This window comes from Tessaracoccus caeni (genome assembly GCF_029211185.1).
GTDB lineage: Bacteria > Actinomycetota > Actinomycetes > Propionibacteriales > Propionibacteriaceae > Arachnia > Arachnia caeni.
Genome location: NZ_JARGDO010000010.1, coordinates 25,018 through 43,752 on the forward strand (window position 1 = coordinate 25,018; position 18,735 = coordinate 43,752).

The window sequence follows — 18,735 nt, forward strand, 5'->3', positions numbered from 1 at the left end:
CTCAGGCCCAGAGGCGGTCATATGCCGCTGTCACACGGGATAATGGGGAGGCATGAGGCAGACGAGCGCCCGGCTGCGGCCCCCTCGAAACCGGTTCGACGACCGGAGCGTCGGGTGGCGACGCGCCCAGTTGCTCATCGTCGTGGGCGCCGTGGTGCTGCCGGTGATCGTGCTCGGGGTGCTGATCGCCCCGGCGAGGGGGTGGCTGCTGGGGATCGGCGCGGTGCTGGCTGTGTTCGGAGTGCTCCTGGCCATGGAGCTGCCGGCGTGGTGGCACCGCGTGCACCGCTGGGAGGTCACCGACCAGGCCGTGTACGCCCTGACCGGCTATTTCTGGCGCACTTGGCGGATCGCGCCGATGTCGCGGATCCAGACGGTCGACACGACTCAGGGACCGCTGCAGCGGTCGTTCGGGCTGTCGACGGTGGTGGTCACGACGGCGTCGTCGGCGGGAGCGGTGCGGCTCGACGGTCTTGCTCAAGCGGTCGCGGAAGAACTCGCTGAGGAGCTGACCCAGCTCGCCGAGGCCGCGCCGGGAGACGCCACATGACCATCGGTGAGGCGGTCGGGTCGGGGGCCGCCGACTCCTGGGAGCGGCTGCATCCTCGTACCGTCGCGGTGACCGCTCTCACGATGGTCGGGATCGTGGCGGTGGGCGGCGGCGGGGCTGCCATTGCCGTTGCGGCCGCAACCTCGTTGGGCGTCGCACTGATGTGGGTGCTGCCTGCGGCGGTGCTGCTGTTCGTCGTCGTGACGGGGTACGACCTGTTGCGCGTGCGGCACACTCGCTACCGCGTCACACCCGAACGGCTGGAGCTGGAGACGGGTCTCTGGTTCCGGAGCCGCCGCTCGCTCGCCCGCGAACGGATCCGCTCGGTGGACCTGACCGCCGACCCGGTGTCGCGAATGCTCGGGCTGGTCCGGGTGAAAGCCGGTACGGGCGAGACCGGCGGTGGCGAGGGCTCGACGACGGAGAGATCCATCGATCTGGACTCGCTCTCCCGTGCGGCCGGCGAACGACTGCGGGTCGAGCTGCTGCGTCGCGACGGGGCCGCCCCGTCCGATGGGACGGAGCCCGTCGACGAGCGGCTGGCGACCTGGCGGCCGGGATGGCTGCGCTACGCACCGTTGTCGTTTGTCACCCCGGCCCTCGCCGTCGGCCTGGCCGGCGGCATCTTTCAGGTGGCCGAGTGGTTCGGCATGGCGCGGGTGCCGGTGGAGATGGTGGCGGGGCTGATCGCGCGCCATGGCCCTTGGCTCGTGCTCGGACTTGGCCTGGTGGGCTTCCTCCTGATCGGGGCCTTGGGAAGTCTGTTGTTACAGGCGGAGTCCTCGTGGGGGCACCGGCTGGACCGGGAGCCGGGCGGCACCTTGCGGGTGCGGCGAGGCCTGCTGGTCAGCCGCTCGTTGAGCCTGGAGGAACAGCGGATTCGCGGCGTCGAAATCGTGGAGCCACTCGGCGTCAGGATGGCGGGCGCTGCCCGGCTCGACGTGATCGCGATCGGGCTGAAGAGCGCCGACTCGGCCAGTGACCTCACCACGCTGGTACCCGCAGCACCCCGACAGGTTGCGTGGGTCACGGCGGACGCAGTGGCCGGCCCCGTCGACGCCGTCGGCCTTCTCCCGCATCCGCTCGCGGCTCGGAACCGGCGACTGCGCCGGGCGGGCATCGCGACCCTCGCGCTCGCCGCGGTCGTGTTCGGCGTGCACCTGCTCTGGTCACCTCCGCTGTCCTGGTCTCTGTTGACGATCGGTGTCGCCGTGTTTCTGGCGACCTGGGCGTGGTGGAGTGCGTTCGACGCCTACGCCTCGCTGGGGCACACGCTCGACGGCGAGTACCTGGTGACCCGCCACGGCACCCTCCGGCGCGCGACGGTGCGGCTCCGTCGCTCAGGAATCGTCGGGTGGCGGATCCGGCAGTCCTTCTTCCAGCGCCGACTGGGGCTGGTCACCGTCGAGGCGACCACCGCGGCGGGACGCGGTCACTACGTGATCATCGATGCGGCCCAGGACGAAGGCGTCGACTTCGCCGCGATGGCGACCCCGGGCCTGCTCGACGCCTTCCTCGACTCGCGTCTTGACGCGTGATCCCGTCGCGTCGACAACAAACATCCAGTCGTGCGAGGCTTCAGTTCTTGCGAATGTCGCGGGACATCGCGAGGGTCATGAGCTGAACGTCACCTCCGGGAAGTCGACGGGCACGTCCAGCGAGATGTTGATGTAGTTGGTGAACAGGTTGAGCGCCACCTGCGCGATGGTCTCGACGATCTGCTCGTCGCTCCACCCGTGCTCGCGGAGCGTGGCGACGCTGTCGGCGTCGACGGCCCCGCGGTTCTCGACGAGCAGGACCGCGAACTCAAGCAGCGCCTGGACGCGAGGGTCGTTCGACTGGGCCTGCTGGGCGGCGGCCAGATCATCGGCGGCGAGACCGGCGTTCGTGCCGAGGACGGTGTGAGCGGCGAGGCAGTAGTGGCAGCGGTTCCGGTCGGCGACGGCGACGGCGATCTGCTCGGTCAAGGCGGCGCCGAGCGATCCGGTGGAGAAAGCGCCGAAGGCCGCCCACATCGACTGGAGTGCGGCTGGAGAGTTCGCCACCGCGCGGAACATGTTGGGCACGCCGCCGAAGGCGCCCTCGATCTTCGTGAGCAGCGGCTTGACCTTGGTGTCGGCCTGGGTGGGATCGATGAGCGGTACGCGGGACATGACGGTTCTCCTTCGGTGGGATCGGTGCCTGGGTGGCTGTGTGATCCACTTTGCCTGCATCTGGTGGAGGATTCGCGTCTTTTAATCCGTGATACTTGTCTGATCGTCTAGAGTTGGCGCATGTCGGCCATCGATCGTCTCGACGCGGTGCTGGAGCGCTTCTCCGTCCGCGCTCAGCAGTTCCACCTCGGAGGGCTCTGTGAGGTGCGGCGGTTCGAGGCCGAACCGGGCAGAGGTTTCCTGCACATCCTGCGCGCGGGCAGCCTCGTCGTCGCCGACGGTGCCGACCGCACGCAGCGCCTCGTCTCCGAGCCGAGCCTGCTGTTCTACCCGCGACCCAGTGAGCACATCTTCCACGGTGCACCGGATCTGGGGATCGATCTGGCGTGCGCCACGCTCGACTTCGACGGCGGCGACGATCATCCGCTCGTGCGCGCCCTGCCGGACGTGATGACGGTGCCATTGCGCGAGGTTGCCGGCATCGAGGGGGCCTTGGATCTGCTATTTGCAGAGATCGACGAGTTTCGCTGCGGGCGGCGTCACATCGTCGACCGATTGTTCGAGATCGTGCTCCTGAAGCTGTTGCGCTGGCTGCTCGACCACCCTGGAGAGCTCAAGCTTCATCCTGGCTTGATCACAGGGCTGTCGGATCCCGCCATCGCTCGTGCAATGGTGGCGATGCACGAGGATCCCGGACGGGCTTGGACGCTGGATCTGCTCGCCCGGAGCGCGGCTATGTCGCGCAGCGCCTTCGCCGCTCGCTTCCGCGAACTCGTCGGCACCACGCCTCACGACTACCTGACCGCCTGGCGCCTGACCGTCGGGCGGCAGATGCTCCGAGCGGGGCGCCCGGTCGCCCAGGTAGCGGCCGATCTCGGATATACGAACAGCTCCTTCTCCCGGGTCTTCGCCCAGCGACATGGTCTCTCGCCCCGTGCCTGGGTCGACGCGCACCGCAGATAGCGGGCGGGTCACGACTGTTAGGGTTCGATCATGCCCAGTCCCTCTGCCGTTCTTTTTCCGTCTGCTCGACCGTGCGATGACGTTGAAAGAGAACTCATCGAGGTGGCCCGGGCGGCCGTCGATGAGAACACGGATGCCGGCCCAGACGGCGATGGCGTTCATACGATGGGCGCCGCGGTCCGCTGCGCGGACGGACGGATGTTCGCCGGGATCAACCTCTATCACTTCACTGGCGGGCCCTGCGCCGAACTCGTCGCGCTGGGGGCCGCGCGCGCTGCCGGTGGACGAGAGTTCACCCATATCGTCGCCGTCGGCAACCAAGGCCGTGGAGTGTGCAATCCATGCGGCCGGGACCGCCAGGTGTTCGTCGATTACTGCCCCGAGATGCGGGTGATCTTCTCTACGCCTGAAGGCGTGCGAAGCATCCTTGCCGCCGATCTGTTGCCCCTGTCCTACGCTCGCCCCGCGCAGCTAGCGTGACAGAGGCGCTGCTTGCTGCTGAGCGTCGCGCCAACGCGCTGTGGTTGAGGCGTTCGGACTGATATCGAATGAATTGTGACCGCAGCGCGGTCACAGTCGGGGGAGAGCGATGCATAACGCTGGCTGAGCGGGGGTGATCTGTGCAATACGTACAGATCACCCCCGCTCAGCCAGCGTTATGTTCGCCATGCCGAGTAGCACGGCGGTGCGGCCACGTTCTCAAGGCTGCTCGTCCTCGTGGGTGGACTGCTCCGCCGCGACGATCTCGCGCTCGATCTGCGTTGCCAGCTGTTCTTCGGTGGGGAGATACAGCTGGTACCGGGAAGCATGGATGGCTGTGTTGTCGACGGGCAGTGAGTAGCGAACGACGGTGTCGTTCTTGTCGGCGCAGAGCAGGATGCCGACCGTCGGATTCATCTCGGACGTCTTCTCGTTGCGGTCGAAGTAGTTGACGTACATCTGGAGCTGGCCGATGTCGTGGTGGGTCAACTTGCCCGACTTCAGTTCCACGATCACGAAGCACCGGAGCAGCCAGTTGTAGAACACGAGATCAGCGAAGAACTCGTCGTCTTCCAACAGGATGCGGCGTTGCCGCGCGACGAAGGCGAAGCCGTTCCCGAGTTCGAGAAGGAAGTCTTGAAGGTGCGTGATCAGAGCCGTCTCGAGATCGCGTTCGTAGTAGGAGGCCTGGGGTTTGAGGCCGACGAACTCAAGCATCATCGGATCCTTGATGATCTCTTCCGGGCGTTCGGGCACACGCTCGCCGTGAGCGACGGCCAAGACGGACTCCTTGTCGCTGGAGGCGAGCAGGCGCTCGTACAACATGGAGTTGACTTGGCGTTCTGTCTCGCGGCCGGTCCAGCTGTTGCGGATGGACTCAGCTTCGTAGAAGCCGCGCTTGTCGGGATCCTCGATACGAATGAGGGTGCGGTGTTGGTACCAGTTCAATTCGGAACGCACTGCGTTCCACATTGGGTAACGCTGGTAGAACTGCCGCGCGTACCTCAGCTGACGAGGCGAGAAGCCGCTGCCGAACTCTGGTTGGATCTGGCGCGCGAGGTCTTCGATCAGTGCCGCGCCATACGGTGCTCGCCGCAGACCGTCTTGTTCCTCCTCGAAGATGCGTTGGCCGAGTCGCCAGTAAGTGACCACGCGATGGTGGTCGACGCTGCGAACGGCTTCTGCGCGCCCGGTCAGGATGATGTGCCTGACATCCTTGACCAGGACGTCGAGGCGGTCGGGATTAGAGACCTCTGACATTGGACTTCCTCCTTCGCGGGCGGTTGGGGCTACACCGGTTCTGCCACGGAAGTCACGCTAGATGTGGGGTCTGACATTTTGGATTCGGGGGAGCCCGGCCGAGGTGGCCGGGCTCCCCCGATGCTTATCCCTTCACGCAGAGGATCGTGGTGAGGCGGGCCTCGATGGCGACGAGGTCGGACTGGTTGGCCATCACCTCGTTCAGATCCTTGTAGGCCGCCGGGATCTCGTCGAGCACCCCGCCGTCCTTGCGGCACTCGACACCAGCGGTCTGCGCGGCGAGGTCGGCGATCGTGAACTCGCGCTTGGCGCGAGCACGCGACATCCGACGACCGGCGCCGTGCGACGCCGACTGGAACGACTCCTCCGAGCCCAGGCCCGAGACGATGAACGACCCCGTGCCCATCGAGCCGGGGATGATCCCCAACTGGCCCGTGCGGGCCGAGATGGCGCCCTTGCGCGTCACCACCAGGTCGAGACCGTCGTGGACCTCCTCCGACACGTAGTTGTGGTGGCACTGGATGGGCTCGTCGAACGCGATCTGCGGGAAATGGGTCCGCAGCACGTCGGTGAGCAGCGCCAGCATCACGTGCCGGTTGAGCAGGGCGTAGTCCTGGGCCCAGTACAGGTCGTGCAGGTAGTCGTCCCACTCGGGCAGCACGCGGCCGGCCTCGTCGCGGTGCAGGAACACCGCCAGATCGCGATCGGGCAGATCGGTGTTCCAGTCCAACGTCTTGGCCTTGAGGATGTGGCGCTCCGCGATCTCCTTGCCGATGTTGCGCGACCCGGAGTGCAGCGTCAGCCACACCTGGTCGTCGGCGTCGGTGCACAGCTCGATGAAGTGGTTGCCGCCACCCAGCGTGCCGCACTGCGAGCGCGCCTTCGAGCCGCGTTCCTGCACCCGGTCGGCGCGGAGCTCGTCGAAGCGACCGAACAGGGCGTCGAAGCGAGCCTTGAGCGGTCCGCGACGGGCGGTCTCGGCGATCCCGTCGTGCCCGCGGAAGCCGACGGGCACCGCCTCCTCGAATGCCCAGCGGAGATCGCCCAGGTCGTCGGGGAGGTCGGCGGCGGTCAGGCTGGTGCGCACGGCCCCCATCCCGCAGCCGATGTCCACCCCGACGGCGGACGGTGAGACGGCATTGCGCATGGCGATCACCGAGCCGACGGTCGCACCCTTGCCCAGGTGCACGTCGGGCATGGCGCGCACGCCGTGCACCCACGGCAGCTTGGAGATGTTGCGGAGCTGGTCGAGGGCGGCGTGCTCGATCTCGTGCTCGGGCGCCCAGACATAGGTGGGGGCCACCGCTCCGCGCAGAGCGAAGGGGAGTCCTCGTGCGTTGACCATGATCGGTCCTTTCGTGTTGGTGATGCGGTTGGCGACGACGTTCCTGGTTCCGGCGTCGTGTTCCGGATGGGGCCCGCTCCCGCCCGGCCGCGTTCCGGCGCTTCGCGCGGGCCCACGGCTTTTACGCCCACCAAACCCACTCGCGAACCCCATCCTCCACACGACTAGGCGTTCGGGTGCGAGTGGGGGTGGTGGGTCATTGACGGTGTTGGAGGCTGCGCCAGACCTCGGCCTGGACGCCGGCGTATTGGGTGACGTCGACGCGGGGATCCCACAGCAGCTTCATGCCGGCCTCTTCGGGGGTCCGGGCGGCCTTGAACTCGTTGCAGCCGCCGCAGGCTGCGACGAGGTTGCCCCAGGTCCACCCGCCGCCCCTGGAATCGGGGAGGACGTGGTCGACGGTGTTGGCGTAGTCACCGCAGTAGGCGCAGGTCCAGCCGTCGCGACGCAGCACGTCGAGGCGGCTGCAGCGGGTGTGCAGGTCGGGCGCCTTCCGGTGAGGGATGGTGACCCAGTAGTTGAGCCGCACGATGATCGGCCACGCCATGTCGACGGTGCCCCCGGCGGAGCGGACGCGACGCGTCGGCTCCACCTTGAACGGGGAGTAGATGCCGTCGAGGATGCCAGAGACCGCGCTGGTCCAGTGCACCTCGCCTTTGACGTCGTAGTCGAGGCCGATGACGAACACGGTGTTCGTCCGGGATGGCTGAATCCCATGGGTGGGAAATGCCCTGCGGGTGTGCAGCATCGTCTTCATGGGTGGCCTCCTTTCTGCTCTTTCTGGCTACGTGAAAACATGTGATTGCCTGTTTTGAGGCAAGGTGAATAAGCCGATCCCGAATTGTCGGATTTCGGCGGATAAGGACCAACAAAAAGGCCCCTCGGGATGATGTTTCCCTCGGGGCCCTGGCCTTGCGCTGCCTGCAGCGTGACGGTGCTGCGTGGCTTTAGGTCAGTAGTGGCCCCTGGCTCGGGGATTCGTCGCGGCGCGACGGCCGTGCGGAGACGGTAAACCAGTCCTGCGGGTGCAGGGGGCTTCGCGCGCCGCGCGGCAAGCCCGTCATCGGGCACGCCACGTACAGGCCCTCATGGCCCATCGTCTTGATGCCCTGTTTCACGGTTCCTGCTCCTTTGAGGCTGATTAACCGAATACACGATAACAGCCGCTTCTCGATATTGCCAAATGTGAGGTGTCGTCGGTGAATGGCGAGGATAAAAGAAGACGGTCCGCCCAGGGGGATACCCAGGGTGGACGGCTCAATGCTCGACAGATGGCTGGGCTATTCGTCGTCGGGAACCCAGCGCAGGATGTCGCCCACCTGGCAGTCGAGCGTGCGGCAGATGGCGTCCAGGGTGGAGAAGCGCACGGCCTTCGCGCGGCCGTTTTTCAAAACGGAGAGGTTGGCCGGCGTGATGCCGATGGCGTCGGCGAAGTCACCCACCGACCACTTCTTCTTGGCGAGTTCCACGTCCAGGTCGACGATGATGGCCATCAGATCACCTCCTCGAGTTCGGCGCGAGCATCGGTGGCCTGGCGCAGCAGCGCTCGCATCACGGTCATCAGGAGCGCGAATGCCGCACCACCGAGGGTGAGGACGATCATCATGATGAACGGGGCGGGTGCGCCGGAGGTAGGTACGAAGACCATGATGCCGACGACGATCAGAGCCAAGGTTGTTGCGATGCCCGTGGCCCAGATGATCGCGTCCACCCATCGGAAGGCGCGCTCCGAGAACACGGAGCCTTGCTGTGCCATGCCGAGGAGTACCCACAGGGAGACCAGCACCGCCTCCACGCAGATGAACGCGACGAAGGCGCTTCCGACGTAGGGGACCAGCACGTGGGAGAACTCGCGCGCGTACCGCAGCACGTCCATGGCCAGGCCCGGGATGGCGAAGAACTGCATCAGGAGCGCGAAGGCGAAGAAGATCGAGATCAAGACCTTGAGGACGACGGTAGTAACCTTGCTCATACATCGATTATCGATGGATATATGTTGAAAATCAACAGAAATCATTTGAGAGACGATGGATCACTGCGGGGCTGTGCTTACTGAGATCTCCCGGGGGACGGCCGCGGGGCCGAGCGCCGCGCGCACCGCCGCTCTCCACGACTCGAGGTCTGCGTGGGTGCCGGGGGTGAGGCGCACCGATGCCGTGACGCGTCGGCCGTACAGCTTGTCCGGGACCACCTCGACGATCGCGTCGGCGACGCCCGGCTGCGCGAGGAGCACGTGGCGCACCTGTTCGGGGTGGATGAACTCGCCACCCAAGCGGGCGACCGGGCCCACCCGCCCCAGGATGGAAAGCCGTCCGCGGCGGTCCATCCTGCCCAGGTCGCTCATGGTGAGCCAGCGCGTTCCGGGGCCGTCGGCCTGCGACGCCATCGGTGTGCGCACCCGCACGCGGCCGGGTTGGCCGATCGGCACCGGGGCGCCGTCGTCGGCGACCACCTGGACTCTCGACGCCACGAGCGGTCGGCCCACGGAGGCGGCGTCGTCGGCCAGCATGGAGCCATCGGCCATGGTGAAGGTGCCTGCCTCGGTGGAGCCGTAGTAGCTCACCAGGACCGGACCGAGGGTCTCGGTGAGCGAGACAATGGTGTCGGCGTCGAGCGCGTCGGAGCCGCTCATGACGGCTCGCAGCCGAGGCGCGACGCCGGTATCCTCGTGGAGCGCCGCCGCCAGGGCGCGTAACTGGGCCGGGGCGCCGAAGACCACCTCGACGCCGTACCGACGGATCGCCGCGAGCGCCACCTCACCAGCACCCTCGGCGAGACTCAGCCGGGGGAGGGCGCTGGAGGTGACCATCGGTGAACCGGCCACCAGGCAGAGGGCCGCTGCCGCGAAGCCGTAGCCGTGATAGAGCGGCGGCCAGGCCAGGGTGGGGGAACCTGCTCGAACCTGGGTGGCACCGGCCAGCCCGAGCGCGACCAGAGCCTGGGTGGGGCGACGCTGGATGGCGATGCCCTTCGGGGTGCCCGTCGTGCCGGAGGTCACCATGATCGAGCGCGACTCCCTCGCCCGTGACGGTGCCGCGTGGCCTCGAGGTGTCGCGGCGATCAGTTCGCCGAACGTGGTCGCAGCGACGGTGCGTCCGGGGAAGCGGGTCGCCAAGTCATCAGCGGTGCGGGAATGTAGCAGCAACTCGACGCCGGCCTCGGTGATCCAGGAGTCGAAGGCCGTGTGTCCCATACGCGGCGAGATCTGCGCCACGGCGGCTCCGGTCAAGCCCAGGGCGGCGGCTGCGATGAGAAGGTCGCGGTCGTCGTCGCAGGCGATGGCAACTCGGCGTCCCGGGCCGGCCAGGTCGTGGTGGTCGAGTGCGGCGGCCAGCTGCGTCGTGGCGCGACCGAGTTCGGCGTAGGTGATCGCGCCTCTGTCATCGATCAGCGCCACTCGATCTCCCCAGGCGTGAGCGGTCGCCGAGATCGCCGCAGAGATGGTCATGCCTTGAGCGGGGAGTCCGCTCAGCAGAATCCTGGCGAGGGTGATGGGGTGCGAGAAAAGGCCGAAGACTCGCAGCCCGTCCCGGAGCTGACGCAGTGTCTCGGAGACGGTGGGCCGGGTATCGGACAGCATGGGCTCATACCCTCCGTCCGGAGGAGAGGATCCCAGCGAAGACGGTGTCGGCTACGCCGGGGGCGAGTCCGGTGAGCGTGCCCCCTGCGGCCGCCCACCAGGGGCGCACGATACGCGGGCGGTGCACGATGGCGCGGCACACCACGTCCGCGGCCTGGTCGATGGTGAGCTCCGGCACGGGGTACCGGCCTGCAGTCGGGGCGCTCATCGCCGTGCGGACCCGGGGAAGATGGAGCGACGTGGTGCGCACGCCGGCGGCGCGCAGCTCGGGAGCGACGCTCGCCAGCCAGACGTCGAAGCCGGCCTTGGTGGAGGTGTAGGCCGACCAGCCCGGAAGCGGTACGTCGATGCTCGTGGTCGAGACGTTGATCAGATGGCCCGAGCAGGTCGCGGTCATCTCGCGCAGCAGCGGCAGCAAGAACGCGATGGGGCCGAGGAAGTTGACGCCGCTGAGCCTGGCGACGTCGTGAAACCGATCCGTGTACTCGGCCAGGTAGCGATGGATCGAATGCCCGGCGTTGGAGATCACCAAACCAGGGGCGCCGTGTTCGGCGAGTAGGTGCTCGGCCGTGGCCGTGGCGGCATCGGTGTCGCGCAGATCCAGCACGCAGGGCACTGCACCGCCTGGAAGGCTTTGCAGCGCCGTCTCGTCGCGGGCCACCGCGAGCACCGTCGCGCCCACCTGCGCCAGCCGTTCCGCGACGCAGCGTCCGATGCCTCGAGAGGCTCCCGTGACCACCACGGTGCGGCCCACCACCATCGGCCTGACCATGGCGGGCGTCGAGCCGTCGACGCGGACCCCTAGAAGCGCAGGAATCAGCGGCTGCGCCCACGCCGTCGAAGGGCTGCGTTCGGGTTGCCGGTCCACGCGCCCAGGGTAGCGACTGGGGCCAGGCACCGTGTGGTCACGGCTGATAGGTCACGACCACCCGGCGGTTCTTCTTGCGGTCCTCTTCGTTGTCGTTGGGTGCGATGGGCTGCTCGGCCCCGCGCCCGACCGACTCGAACTCGACGTCGATGGTGACCGAGGCCGCCAATGCGTCGCGGACCGCGTCGGCCCGGGCCTGTGACAGGCGCTGCTGAAACTCGACGGAGCCTTCGTCGGTGCCCGCCACATGGCCTTCGAGCAGGATCTTCTCGCCGGCGGCGACCGACTGGTCGATGTCCCTGGCCACTCGGGAGATCGTCGCCTTGGCGGCGTTGGTGAGCACCGCTGAGTCCGGCTCGAAAGAGACCGTGGCGTCCAGGGTCACCTCGACGACCTCGCTGTCGCGGCGTTCGATGGAGGAGTCATCAGTGCGCACCAGGATCAGCTCGTCGACGGCGGTGTCCGCCGCCGCGATCGCAGCCGGATCGGGAAGCGGGGTGGGCCATTCATCGAGACTCCATCCCTGCCCTTCTGATTCGGGAACCCAGGTGCCGAGATCATCCGCATCCACCTGTGTGAAGGGAAGGATCGCTGGAGCCGGGGTGGTGGGCACTTGGGTGAACGGTGCGAGGGAGTCTTCTGGGAATGTGACGTCGGTGGCCGTGCTGCCCGCCGGCAGCGCGGGAAGCTGAACGAAGTAGGTTTGGGTGTCGCCCTTGGTGGCGAGACGGTTCGGGCGAGTGATACTGAACGGGATCCGGGAGGCCAGTGCCTCCTGCATGGGCTGCTCCTCCACGTAGCGCGTGCCTATCTTCTGATCCTCCATCTGCGAGACGGTCGCGACCCACGCGCGAAGCGTCGCCGCTTCGCCTGTATCGCTGCTGACTCGAAGTCCTGGCCCCGACACGGTGCTCATCGAGATCGACCACCACCAGTAGGGCACCTGTCCATCCCTGAGGGGCAGACTGGTTGTCACGCCGATGCCGGGGCCGTCCTCGAGTGCGGTGACGGTCAACTGGAGCGACGTACTCGCGGGGCCGACGAGGATTTGGTCGATGCGCAGCGAGAGTCTCTGTTCCGGCTCCTCGTGGGTGCTGACCGGATAGCCGAACTCGACATCCGGTGTGGCGGGGGAGATGGGCGTCGCAGGGGCGGCGAGGTCGACGGTGGGGCCGGTCAGGATCTTCCCGGCGTCGGCGATCGGCACGTCTTCGATCAGTGGCCCGCCTTGCATCGATATGGCGATTGCGGTCAGCTCGTCAGGCAACTCCGGGAACGCGGTCTGCAGCACTCGGGTGACGCCCACCTGGAACTCGTTCTCGATCAGGTTCCATCGCGTCGACAAACAGCCGATCACGTTGTGCTTCCCCCAGGTGGAGGGGTCGTCGTCGAGCGGCCGGTATGCCATCCGGGCCTCCAGATCGAGGAGGCTCACCCCGCATCCGCGCTCCACCCACTCGTCCATCCCGACGCTGAGGGCTTGCCCGACGGCGTCCCCGACGTTCTGACCCGACGCGGCCAGCGGTGTGACCGACCAGTCGAGCACGCTGGCTCCGTCCAGGCGACGCACACCGTGCAGTGCCACCCGCGCCTCCTGTCTCGACTCCGTGCCGGCATCCACCACCCATGACGCGACCACCGGGATCTCCGGCGCGGAAGGGCTCTTCGAGGGTGCGACGCTGGGCGACGGCGACACGCTGGGATCGGGCACCGGCGGCGCCGTCGTGCCGCATCCGGCGAGCAGGGCAAGCGCGACGAAACCCACGGCAACAATGAGCGGCCGCGCGGAGCGGATGGCGGGCACTGAGCGCATGGTCGCCCCCTTCGTTGACGGGAAATCACTGGGATTTCGCGTCACCCTACGCGGGGGATGCGACGAGCAGAAGGGGCGCGAGCCAACCTGTGGATAACTATGTCGTTGTCCCCATGATCTCCCTCTCCAGCTCGTCGATGCGCCGGATAGGGTGACCCTCATGACCGTCGCCCCGGATGCACACGAGCTTGAGCTGCCCCGGCAGCCTGGGGCGATTCGTGGGCTGATGCGCCGCCATCCGCGCTGGGTGGATGGCTTCATCGCCGGGTGCTATCTCCTGGGCACGGCGGGTCTTGCCGCGCTTCGCCTGGTGGCGATCGAGATGGCGGGGGCGGACGTCGTGGGCGACGACGTCGACTATGGGCATTGGCCGAACATCCTGCGGTTGCTGCTCGGGATGGGCGTGACGGCCACCGCCCTGCTGTTGCGCCGTCGCTTCCCGCTGTCCAGCCTGGTCGCGGTATTGCTGGTGCTCTTGGCGGCGCCCGACGACATGCTTCTGAGCGCCGGCGCCTCGGTGGCCTCCTGGGTGCTGCTCTATTCGGTGCCCGTCTATCGCTCCGCCAAGGCCGGCTGGGTGGGATACGGCGCGGCCGTGGTCGCCTCACTCCTGCCGATTCCATCCATGATCGGCGACCCGGTCAGCGCCGATCTCTCAGGGCCCGGTGGCGCGTTCTCCGTCGCGATCACGTCGGCGCTGATGATGCTGATCCCCGTCGTGATCGGCATCAATGCCGGCAATCGCAATCGCTACACCGAGGCCATCATCGATCGGGCTCACCAGCTGGCACGCGAGCGCGACCAGTTGGCTCGCTTGGCGGTAGCGGAGGAACGCTCGCGGATCGCGCGTGAGATGCACGACATCGTCGCCCACTCCGTCTCGGTGATGATCATGCTGTCCGAAGGCGCATCCCGGGCGGCGGCGATTCAGCCGGAGGCGGCGGCCAAGGCGATGGAGCAGTGCGCCGAGACCGGCCGCTCCGCGCTGGGGGAGATGCGTCGCCTCATCGGCGCGCTGCGCGAGCCCGACGCCGTCGAGGCCGCCGAGTTGGAACCCACCCCGGGCGTCGAGGCGTTGCCAGAGCTGATCGATGGTTTCCGAGCCGCCGGTCTTCAGGTCGATCTCACGCTGAAGGGCGCCCCTCGCGTCGCCGATGGTGCGGCCGGTCAAGGACGGGAGCTGGCGATCTACCGCACGGTGCAGGAGGCGTTGACCAACACGCTGCGGCACGCCGGCAGAGGTGCGGCGGCAACTGTCCTGATCGATCAGCGGGGCGGGTCGACGGTGGTGCGCGTCACCGACGACGGCGGGCCACCCGGACAGGCGGCGCCCATGTCGGGCGTGGGCTCAGGCCAGGGGTTGATCGGGCTGGCCGAGCGGGTGCGGGTCTTCGGAGGCGAGCTCGACTACGGACCCGACGGAGCACGTGGGTGGCGCGTGACGGCGACGCTCCCGGACGGCGAGAGGCCGGCGGACGAGCTCCGGGCCGGCGCCACCGCCATCGAGTTTGGAAGCGAGACGAGAGATGACTGACCAGATCCGCGTGCTGCTGGTCGACGATCAGGATCTGATCCGAACCGGGTTCCGGCTGATCCTGCTGGGCGAGCCCGGGGTTGCCGTCGTGGGGGAGGCCTCCGACGGACGCGGCGCGCTCGCCGAGCTGACCCGTCTCGACGGCGCGTGCGACGTCGTGCTGATGGACGTACGTATGCCGCGGATGAACGGCATCGAGGCCACCCAGCAGATCGTCGCCCGGTTCCCGGATGTGAGGGTACTGGTGCTCACCACCTTCGATCTCGACGAGTATGCCCAGGCCGCCGTCCAGGCTGGCGCCGCCGGTTTCCTGCTCAAGGACGCGCGCCCGACCGAGCTCGTCGACGCGATCAAGCGCGTCGCGACCGGCGACGCCGTGATGGCACCGTCGACGATGCGCCGCATGATGGAGCAGATGCGCGGGGGCGGTGCCGCCCCGGCCGCTCCGTCAGCCCCGGCAGGCACGCCAGCACCACAGCAACCGCGGCAGGCCCCGGTCGATGCCGGCGCGCTCTCCGTGCTGACGGAGCGCGAGCGCGAGGTATTGGCGCTGATCGCCGAAGGCCTCAACAACACGGAGATCGGCGAGCGGCTCTATCTGTCGGAGTCGACGGTGAAGACCCATGTCGGCCGCGTGCTGTTCAAGCTCAACCTCCGCGACCGCATCCACGCGGTGATCCTGGCGAAGGAACTGGGGCTCTAGCACCACGCGACTGGTACCGGGGTACCACCCGGCCGCGAGGTGGTACTCGAAGACAGCCCCGGCGGGCGACGCGCGGGGGTGCCCTTCCTCGGAAAGCTAGGGGTTACAGACAAACCCCCACCGAGGAGACAGAAAATGATCACCGCACGCGGACTCAGCAAGCGCTACGGCAACAAACTCGCCCTGGACGGCGTCAGCTTCGACATCGAGCCCGGCCAGGTCACCGGATTCCTCGGCCCCAACGGCGCCGGCAAGTCCACCTCGATGAGGCTGATGGTCGGCCTGGATCGCCCCACCTCCGGTGAGGTCACCATCGCCGGCAAGCCCTTCGCCCAGCACGACGCGCCGCTCACCGTCGTGGGCGCGCTGCTCGACGCGAAGGGCGTTCACCCCGGCCGCTCGGCCCGCAGCCACCTGCGCGCTCTGGCCGCCACCCACGGCATCGGCAGCCGCCGCGTCGACCAGGTGCTCGAGATGACCGGCCTCACCGACGTCGCCGGCAAGCGCGTCGGCGGCTTCTCCCTCGGCATGGGGCAGCGCCTCGGCATCGCCGCCGCACTGCTCGGCGATCCCCAGGTGCTGATTCTCGACGAGCCGGTCAACGGCCTCGATCCCGACGGCGTGATGTGGGTCCGCCACCTGGTCCGCAGTCAGGCGGCCGCCGGTAAGACGGTGCTGCTCTCCAGCCACCTGATGAGTGAGATGGCGCAGACCGCCGACCACGTCATCGTGCTGGGTCGCGGCCGCGTCGTCGCCGACGCCCCCATCGCCGAACTGCTGGGTGCGAGCTCGCCGCGGGTCCGCGTCGTCACTCCCGAAGGATCGCGGCTGGTGCATGCGCTGCGCAGCGCTCAGCTTGGCGGCGCCGAACTGAGCATCGACGTCGGCAACGACGGCGCCCTCACCGTCCGCGGCGTCGATGCGGCCGAGGTCGGCCGGCTCTGCGCACATCAGGGCATCGAGCTGCATCAGCTGACGCCGGTCACCGTCAGCCTCGAAGACGCCTACCTGGCCCTCACCCGCGGCGAACTCGAGTACGAGACGCAAGAACCCGTCGCCATCCCCGCCTGAACCTCATTCACTGCTCAACTAAGGACTTCACGATCATGACTGCCACCACCGTTCCCCAGCCCTCCGTCGTCTCGCTTCCCGCCACCCGTTCCGCCCGGCTCACCTTCGGTGGGGTCGTGCGTTCTGAGTGGATCAAGGCGCTGTCGCTCCGCTCGATCCGCTGGAGCGTGATCGTCTCGATCGGCCTCGGGGTGGCCATGAGCGCCGCCATCGCCTTTGCGCTCAATGCCATGGCTGCCGACGCTCCGGCCGAGAGCCACGTCGGCTTCCTGACCACGGTGACCAGCTTCCCCGCCGGCTTCCTTTCGCTCGTCTTCGGCGTGCTCGGTGTGTTCCTGTTCTCCAGCGAGTACGCCTCGGGCATGATCCTCTCCACGCTGACCTCGGCCCCGCGTCGCGGCCTGGTGTTCGCTGCCAAGGCCGTGGTGCTGACGGTTCTGTCGGTGTTCGTCGCCGTCGTCGTGCTGGCCTCGGGCATCGGTGCCTCGGCGATCGTGCTTCCTGCCTCCACCGGCAGCATCCTCGATCCCCAGGCGCTGACCGGCTTCCTCGGCACCCTGGTCTTCCTGCTGGTCGTCGCCCTGTTCGCCTTCGCCGCCGCCGGCATCCTGCGCAGCACCGCGGGCGGCATCACGGTGATGGTGGCCGTGGTCTTCCTGCTCCCGACGATCCTGCAGATCGTGACCCAGGTGTCCGACTGGTCGTGGGCGCCGGTCATGCTGAACTACCTGCCGAGCACGCTCGGCACCGTCGTCGGAGCCGGCGTCGTCGAGGGCGGCATGGGCTCGGACCTGGGGATGCCCGGCTACGGCACCGCACTCGTGGCGCTGGCCGCCTGGGCGCTGATCCCGATGGGTGCCGCCGCCTGGCTCTTCTCCTCCCGCGACGCCAAGTAACCCGTCGCGCCTCCGTAAAGCCGCCGCCCTGGGCCACCAGGGCGGCGGCTTCGTCGTGCTGCTCGCCGGTTTGTCCCAGGTGGCGGTGCGGTAGGCTGACCGGCGGTGCGTCCGCACCGACACCGACGTGAGAGGACTCACTTTCATGAAGCTGACTCGGCTCGTTCCCGCGGTGGCCGCGCTCGCTCTGCTCGCAGCCTGCACCCCGGCGCCCAGCACCGTCGCGCTCGTGGGTGGCACGCCGGTCACGGCCGCTGATCTCCAGCGCAGCATCGACGGATGCGCCGAGTTGGGCATCACCACCCAACAGCTGCCGGTGAAGCAGCACGTGCTGCTCCTCGCCGCCGGCGAGCTGGTGGACCAGGCCGCCGAGGCACGTGGCTTCGAGGTCTCCGACGGCGAGCTGAAGTCGCTGGCGGAGCAGAACGGGTCGGCGGATCTGCTGGGCAACGAGGAGTGCGCCAAGCTCGCCTACCCGGGTGTCAAGCTGACCCTGCTGGGTCAGGCTGCCGGTCAGGACGAGCTGATTGCGGAGCTCAAGGCAATCGAGGTCGACGTCAATCCCCGGTACGGCGAATGGGACGCGGAGGCCCTTGGGCTCGCCGGAAGCGGCTCGTTGTCGCTGCCGTCCGCATCCTGAGCACGCGATGTCGGAGGCCTTGGAGCGGCTTCGCGATGTGATGGCGACGCTGCGCGTGCGCTGTCCGTGGGATGCCAAGCAGACGCATGAGTCGCTGCTGAACCACCTCATCGAAGAGGCGTGCGAGGTGGTCGACGCCGTCGAGGAGGGCACTGACGACGACCTGCGCGAGGAACTGGGCGACCTGCTCCTTCAGGTCTATTTCCATGCGCAGATCGCGACGGACGAGGGTCGCTTCACCCTCGACGACGTGGCCGATGGCATCGCTGACAAGCTGATTCGCCGCCATCCGCATGTCTTCGGCGATGCGGAGAACCCCGCGGACCTGCGCTCCAACTGGGAGATCGCGAAGAAGGCCGAGAAGGGGCGCGAGTCGTCCCTCGACGGGATCGCACGCTCGATGAGCGTGCTCGCTCGGGCGCACAAGGTGGTCTCCCGCACGCGCTCGCACCACGTCGACGTGGCTCTTCCCGACCAGGCGATCGGTGCCGAGGAAGTGGGCGACGCCATGATCGCGCTGGTGGCGCGGGCACAGGCCAACGGCATCGACGCCGACGCCGCCACGCGCGCCGCGCTGCGCCGTCTGGAGGCGGAGATTCGGGCGGCGGAGAAGTAACGGGTGAACATTGCGTAGAGGTTCCGCGGATGGGTGGTGCCGTAGCGAGGACGTGCTGGATGGATGACATGGCAAGGCAGAGAACGAAGCTGCCATTGGGTATGCCAGTGAGTTCGATAACGAAGCCAGGTCGCCATCCAGTGCGCCGCAGTAGGTGCCACGCACCCGCGGAACCTCTAAGATGCAGGTGTCCAAACCTTGCCCCGGACACGCAACGTCGCTCGCGGCAGTTAGGCTTGGCCCCGTAAGCCCCATTGTTCGAA

At 67.8% G+C, this 18,735-nt stretch carries 19 protein-coding genes; 10 read left to right on the forward strand and 9 right to left on the reverse strand.

Annotated features, from left to right (window positions below):
* Positions 1-52: 52 nt before the first annotated feature.
* Complete coding sequence (locus tag P0D62_RS10270; protein WP_275702539.1) at positions 53-550, forward strand: PH domain-containing protein; 498 nt, start codon at positions 53-55, stop codon at positions 548-550.
* Positions 547-2,088: a PH domain-containing protein gene (locus P0D62_RS10275; protein ID WP_275702540.1), complete on the forward strand. Its 1,542-nt coding sequence runs from the start codon at positions 547-549 to the stop codon at positions 2,086-2,088. The genes P0D62_RS10270 and P0D62_RS10275 overlap by 4 nt, the downstream gene beginning before the upstream one ends.
* A 75-nt stretch (positions 2,089-2,163) precedes the next feature.
* Here P0D62_RS10275 and P0D62_RS10280 read toward each other — a convergent pair whose 3' ends face one another.
* Positions 2,164-2,703 carry a carboxymuconolactone decarboxylase family protein gene (locus tag P0D62_RS10280; protein ID WP_275702541.1) on the reverse strand — a complete coding sequence of 180 codons (540 nt, stop codon included), beginning with the start codon at positions 2,701-2,703 and terminating at the stop codon, positions 2,164-2,166.
* Between the two features lie 120 nt (positions 2,704-2,823).
* On the opposite strand from P0D62_RS10280, the gene P0D62_RS10285 reads away from it, so the two are divergent.
* Positions 2,824-3,666: an AraC family transcriptional regulator gene (locus tag P0D62_RS10285; protein WP_275702542.1), complete on the forward strand. Its 843-nt coding sequence runs from the start codon at positions 2,824-2,826 to the stop codon at positions 3,664-3,666.
* 30 nt (positions 3,667-3,696) lie between these two features.
* A complete protein-coding gene (locus P0D62_RS10290) occupies positions 3,697-4,146 on the forward strand; it encodes a cytidine/deoxycytidylate deaminase family protein (protein ID WP_275702543.1) in 450 nt (149 codons plus the stop codon).
* Between the two features lie 219 nt (positions 4,147-4,365).
* Here P0D62_RS10290 and P0D62_RS10295 read toward each other — a convergent pair whose 3' ends face one another.
* From P0D62_RS10295 to P0D62_RS10330, 8 genes are all read right to left on the reverse strand, one after another.
* Positions 4,366-5,406 (reverse strand): PDDEXK nuclease domain-containing protein, encoded by a 1,041-nt coding sequence (locus P0D62_RS10295; RefSeq protein ID WP_275702544.1) that lies wholly within the window; start codon positions 5,404-5,406, stop codon positions 4,366-4,368.
* A 124-nt stretch (positions 5,407-5,530) separates the two neighbouring features.
* The gene (locus P0D62_RS10300; protein ID WP_275702545.1) at positions 5,531-6,751 is read right to left on the reverse strand and encodes an RtcB family protein; all 1,221 of its coding nucleotides are present in this window, start codon (positions 6,749-6,751) and stop codon (positions 5,531-5,533) included.
* A gap of 196 nt (positions 6,752-6,947) precedes the next feature.
* On the reverse strand, positions 6,948-7,508 hold the full coding sequence (locus P0D62_RS10305) for an HNH endonuclease (RefSeq protein WP_275702546.1): 561 nt from the start codon (positions 7,506-7,508) through the stop codon (positions 6,948-6,950).
* 523 nt (positions 7,509-8,031) lie between these two features.
* Positions 8,032-8,244, reverse strand: a complete 213-nt coding sequence (locus P0D62_RS10310; RefSeq protein WP_275702547.1) for a helix-turn-helix domain-containing protein — start codon at positions 8,242-8,244, stop codon at positions 8,032-8,034.
* Positions 8,244-8,723, reverse strand: coding sequence for a DUF2975 domain-containing protein (locus P0D62_RS10315; RefSeq protein ID WP_275702548.1), 480 nt, complete (start codon positions 8,721-8,723; stop codon positions 8,244-8,246). The genes P0D62_RS10310 and P0D62_RS10315 overlap by 1 nt, the downstream gene beginning before the upstream one ends.
* A gap of 60 nt (positions 8,724-8,783) precedes the next feature.
* Positions 8,784-10,331 (reverse strand): class I adenylate-forming enzyme family protein, encoded by a 1,548-nt coding sequence (locus P0D62_RS10320; RefSeq protein ID WP_275702549.1) that lies wholly within the window; start codon positions 10,329-10,331, stop codon positions 8,784-8,786.
* A gap of 4 nt (positions 10,332-10,335) precedes the next feature.
* Complete coding sequence (locus tag P0D62_RS10325; RefSeq protein WP_275702550.1) at positions 10,336-11,199, reverse strand: SDR family NAD(P)-dependent oxidoreductase; 864 nt, start codon at positions 11,197-11,199, stop codon at positions 10,336-10,338.
* Between the two features lie 37 nt (positions 11,200-11,236).
* Positions 11,237-13,012, reverse strand: a complete 1,776-nt coding sequence (locus tag P0D62_RS10330; protein WP_275702551.1) for an OmpA family protein — start codon at positions 13,010-13,012, stop codon at positions 11,237-11,239.
* A 160-nt stretch (positions 13,013-13,172) separates the two neighbouring features.
* Between P0D62_RS10330 and P0D62_RS10335 the strand changes: the two genes are divergently transcribed.
* From P0D62_RS10335 to P0D62_RS10360, 6 genes are all read left to right on the forward strand, one after another.
* Positions 13,173-14,546 carry a sensor histidine kinase gene (locus tag P0D62_RS10335; protein WP_275702552.1) on the forward strand — a complete coding sequence of 458 codons (1,374 nt, stop codon included), beginning with the start codon at positions 13,173-13,175 and terminating at the stop codon, positions 14,544-14,546.
* Positions 14,539-15,249, forward strand: coding sequence for a response regulator transcription factor (locus P0D62_RS10340; RefSeq protein ID WP_275702553.1), 711 nt, complete (start codon positions 14,539-14,541; stop codon positions 15,247-15,249). Before P0D62_RS10335 ends, P0D62_RS10340 begins: the two co-directional genes overlap by 8 nt.
* Positions 15,250-15,384: 135 nt before the next feature.
* Positions 15,385-16,320, forward strand: coding sequence for an ABC transporter ATP-binding protein (locus P0D62_RS10345; protein WP_275702554.1), 936 nt, complete (start codon positions 15,385-15,387; stop codon positions 16,318-16,320).
* A gap of 35 nt (positions 16,321-16,355) precedes the next feature.
* Entirely contained in the window at positions 16,356-17,216 is an 861-nt protein-coding gene (locus P0D62_RS10350; protein ID WP_275702555.1) for a hypothetical protein, read from the forward strand.
* Between the two features lie 145 nt (positions 17,217-17,361).
* Positions 17,362-17,856, forward strand: a complete 495-nt coding sequence (locus tag P0D62_RS10355) for a SurA N-terminal domain-containing protein (protein WP_275702556.1) — start codon at positions 17,362-17,364, stop codon at positions 17,854-17,856.
* 7 nt (positions 17,857-17,863) lie between these two features.
* On the forward strand, positions 17,864-18,472 hold the full coding sequence (locus P0D62_RS10360; protein WP_275702557.1) for a MazG family protein: 609 nt from the start codon (positions 17,864-17,866) through the stop codon (positions 18,470-18,472).
* The last annotated feature ends 263 nt before the right edge of the window (positions 18,473-18,735 follow it).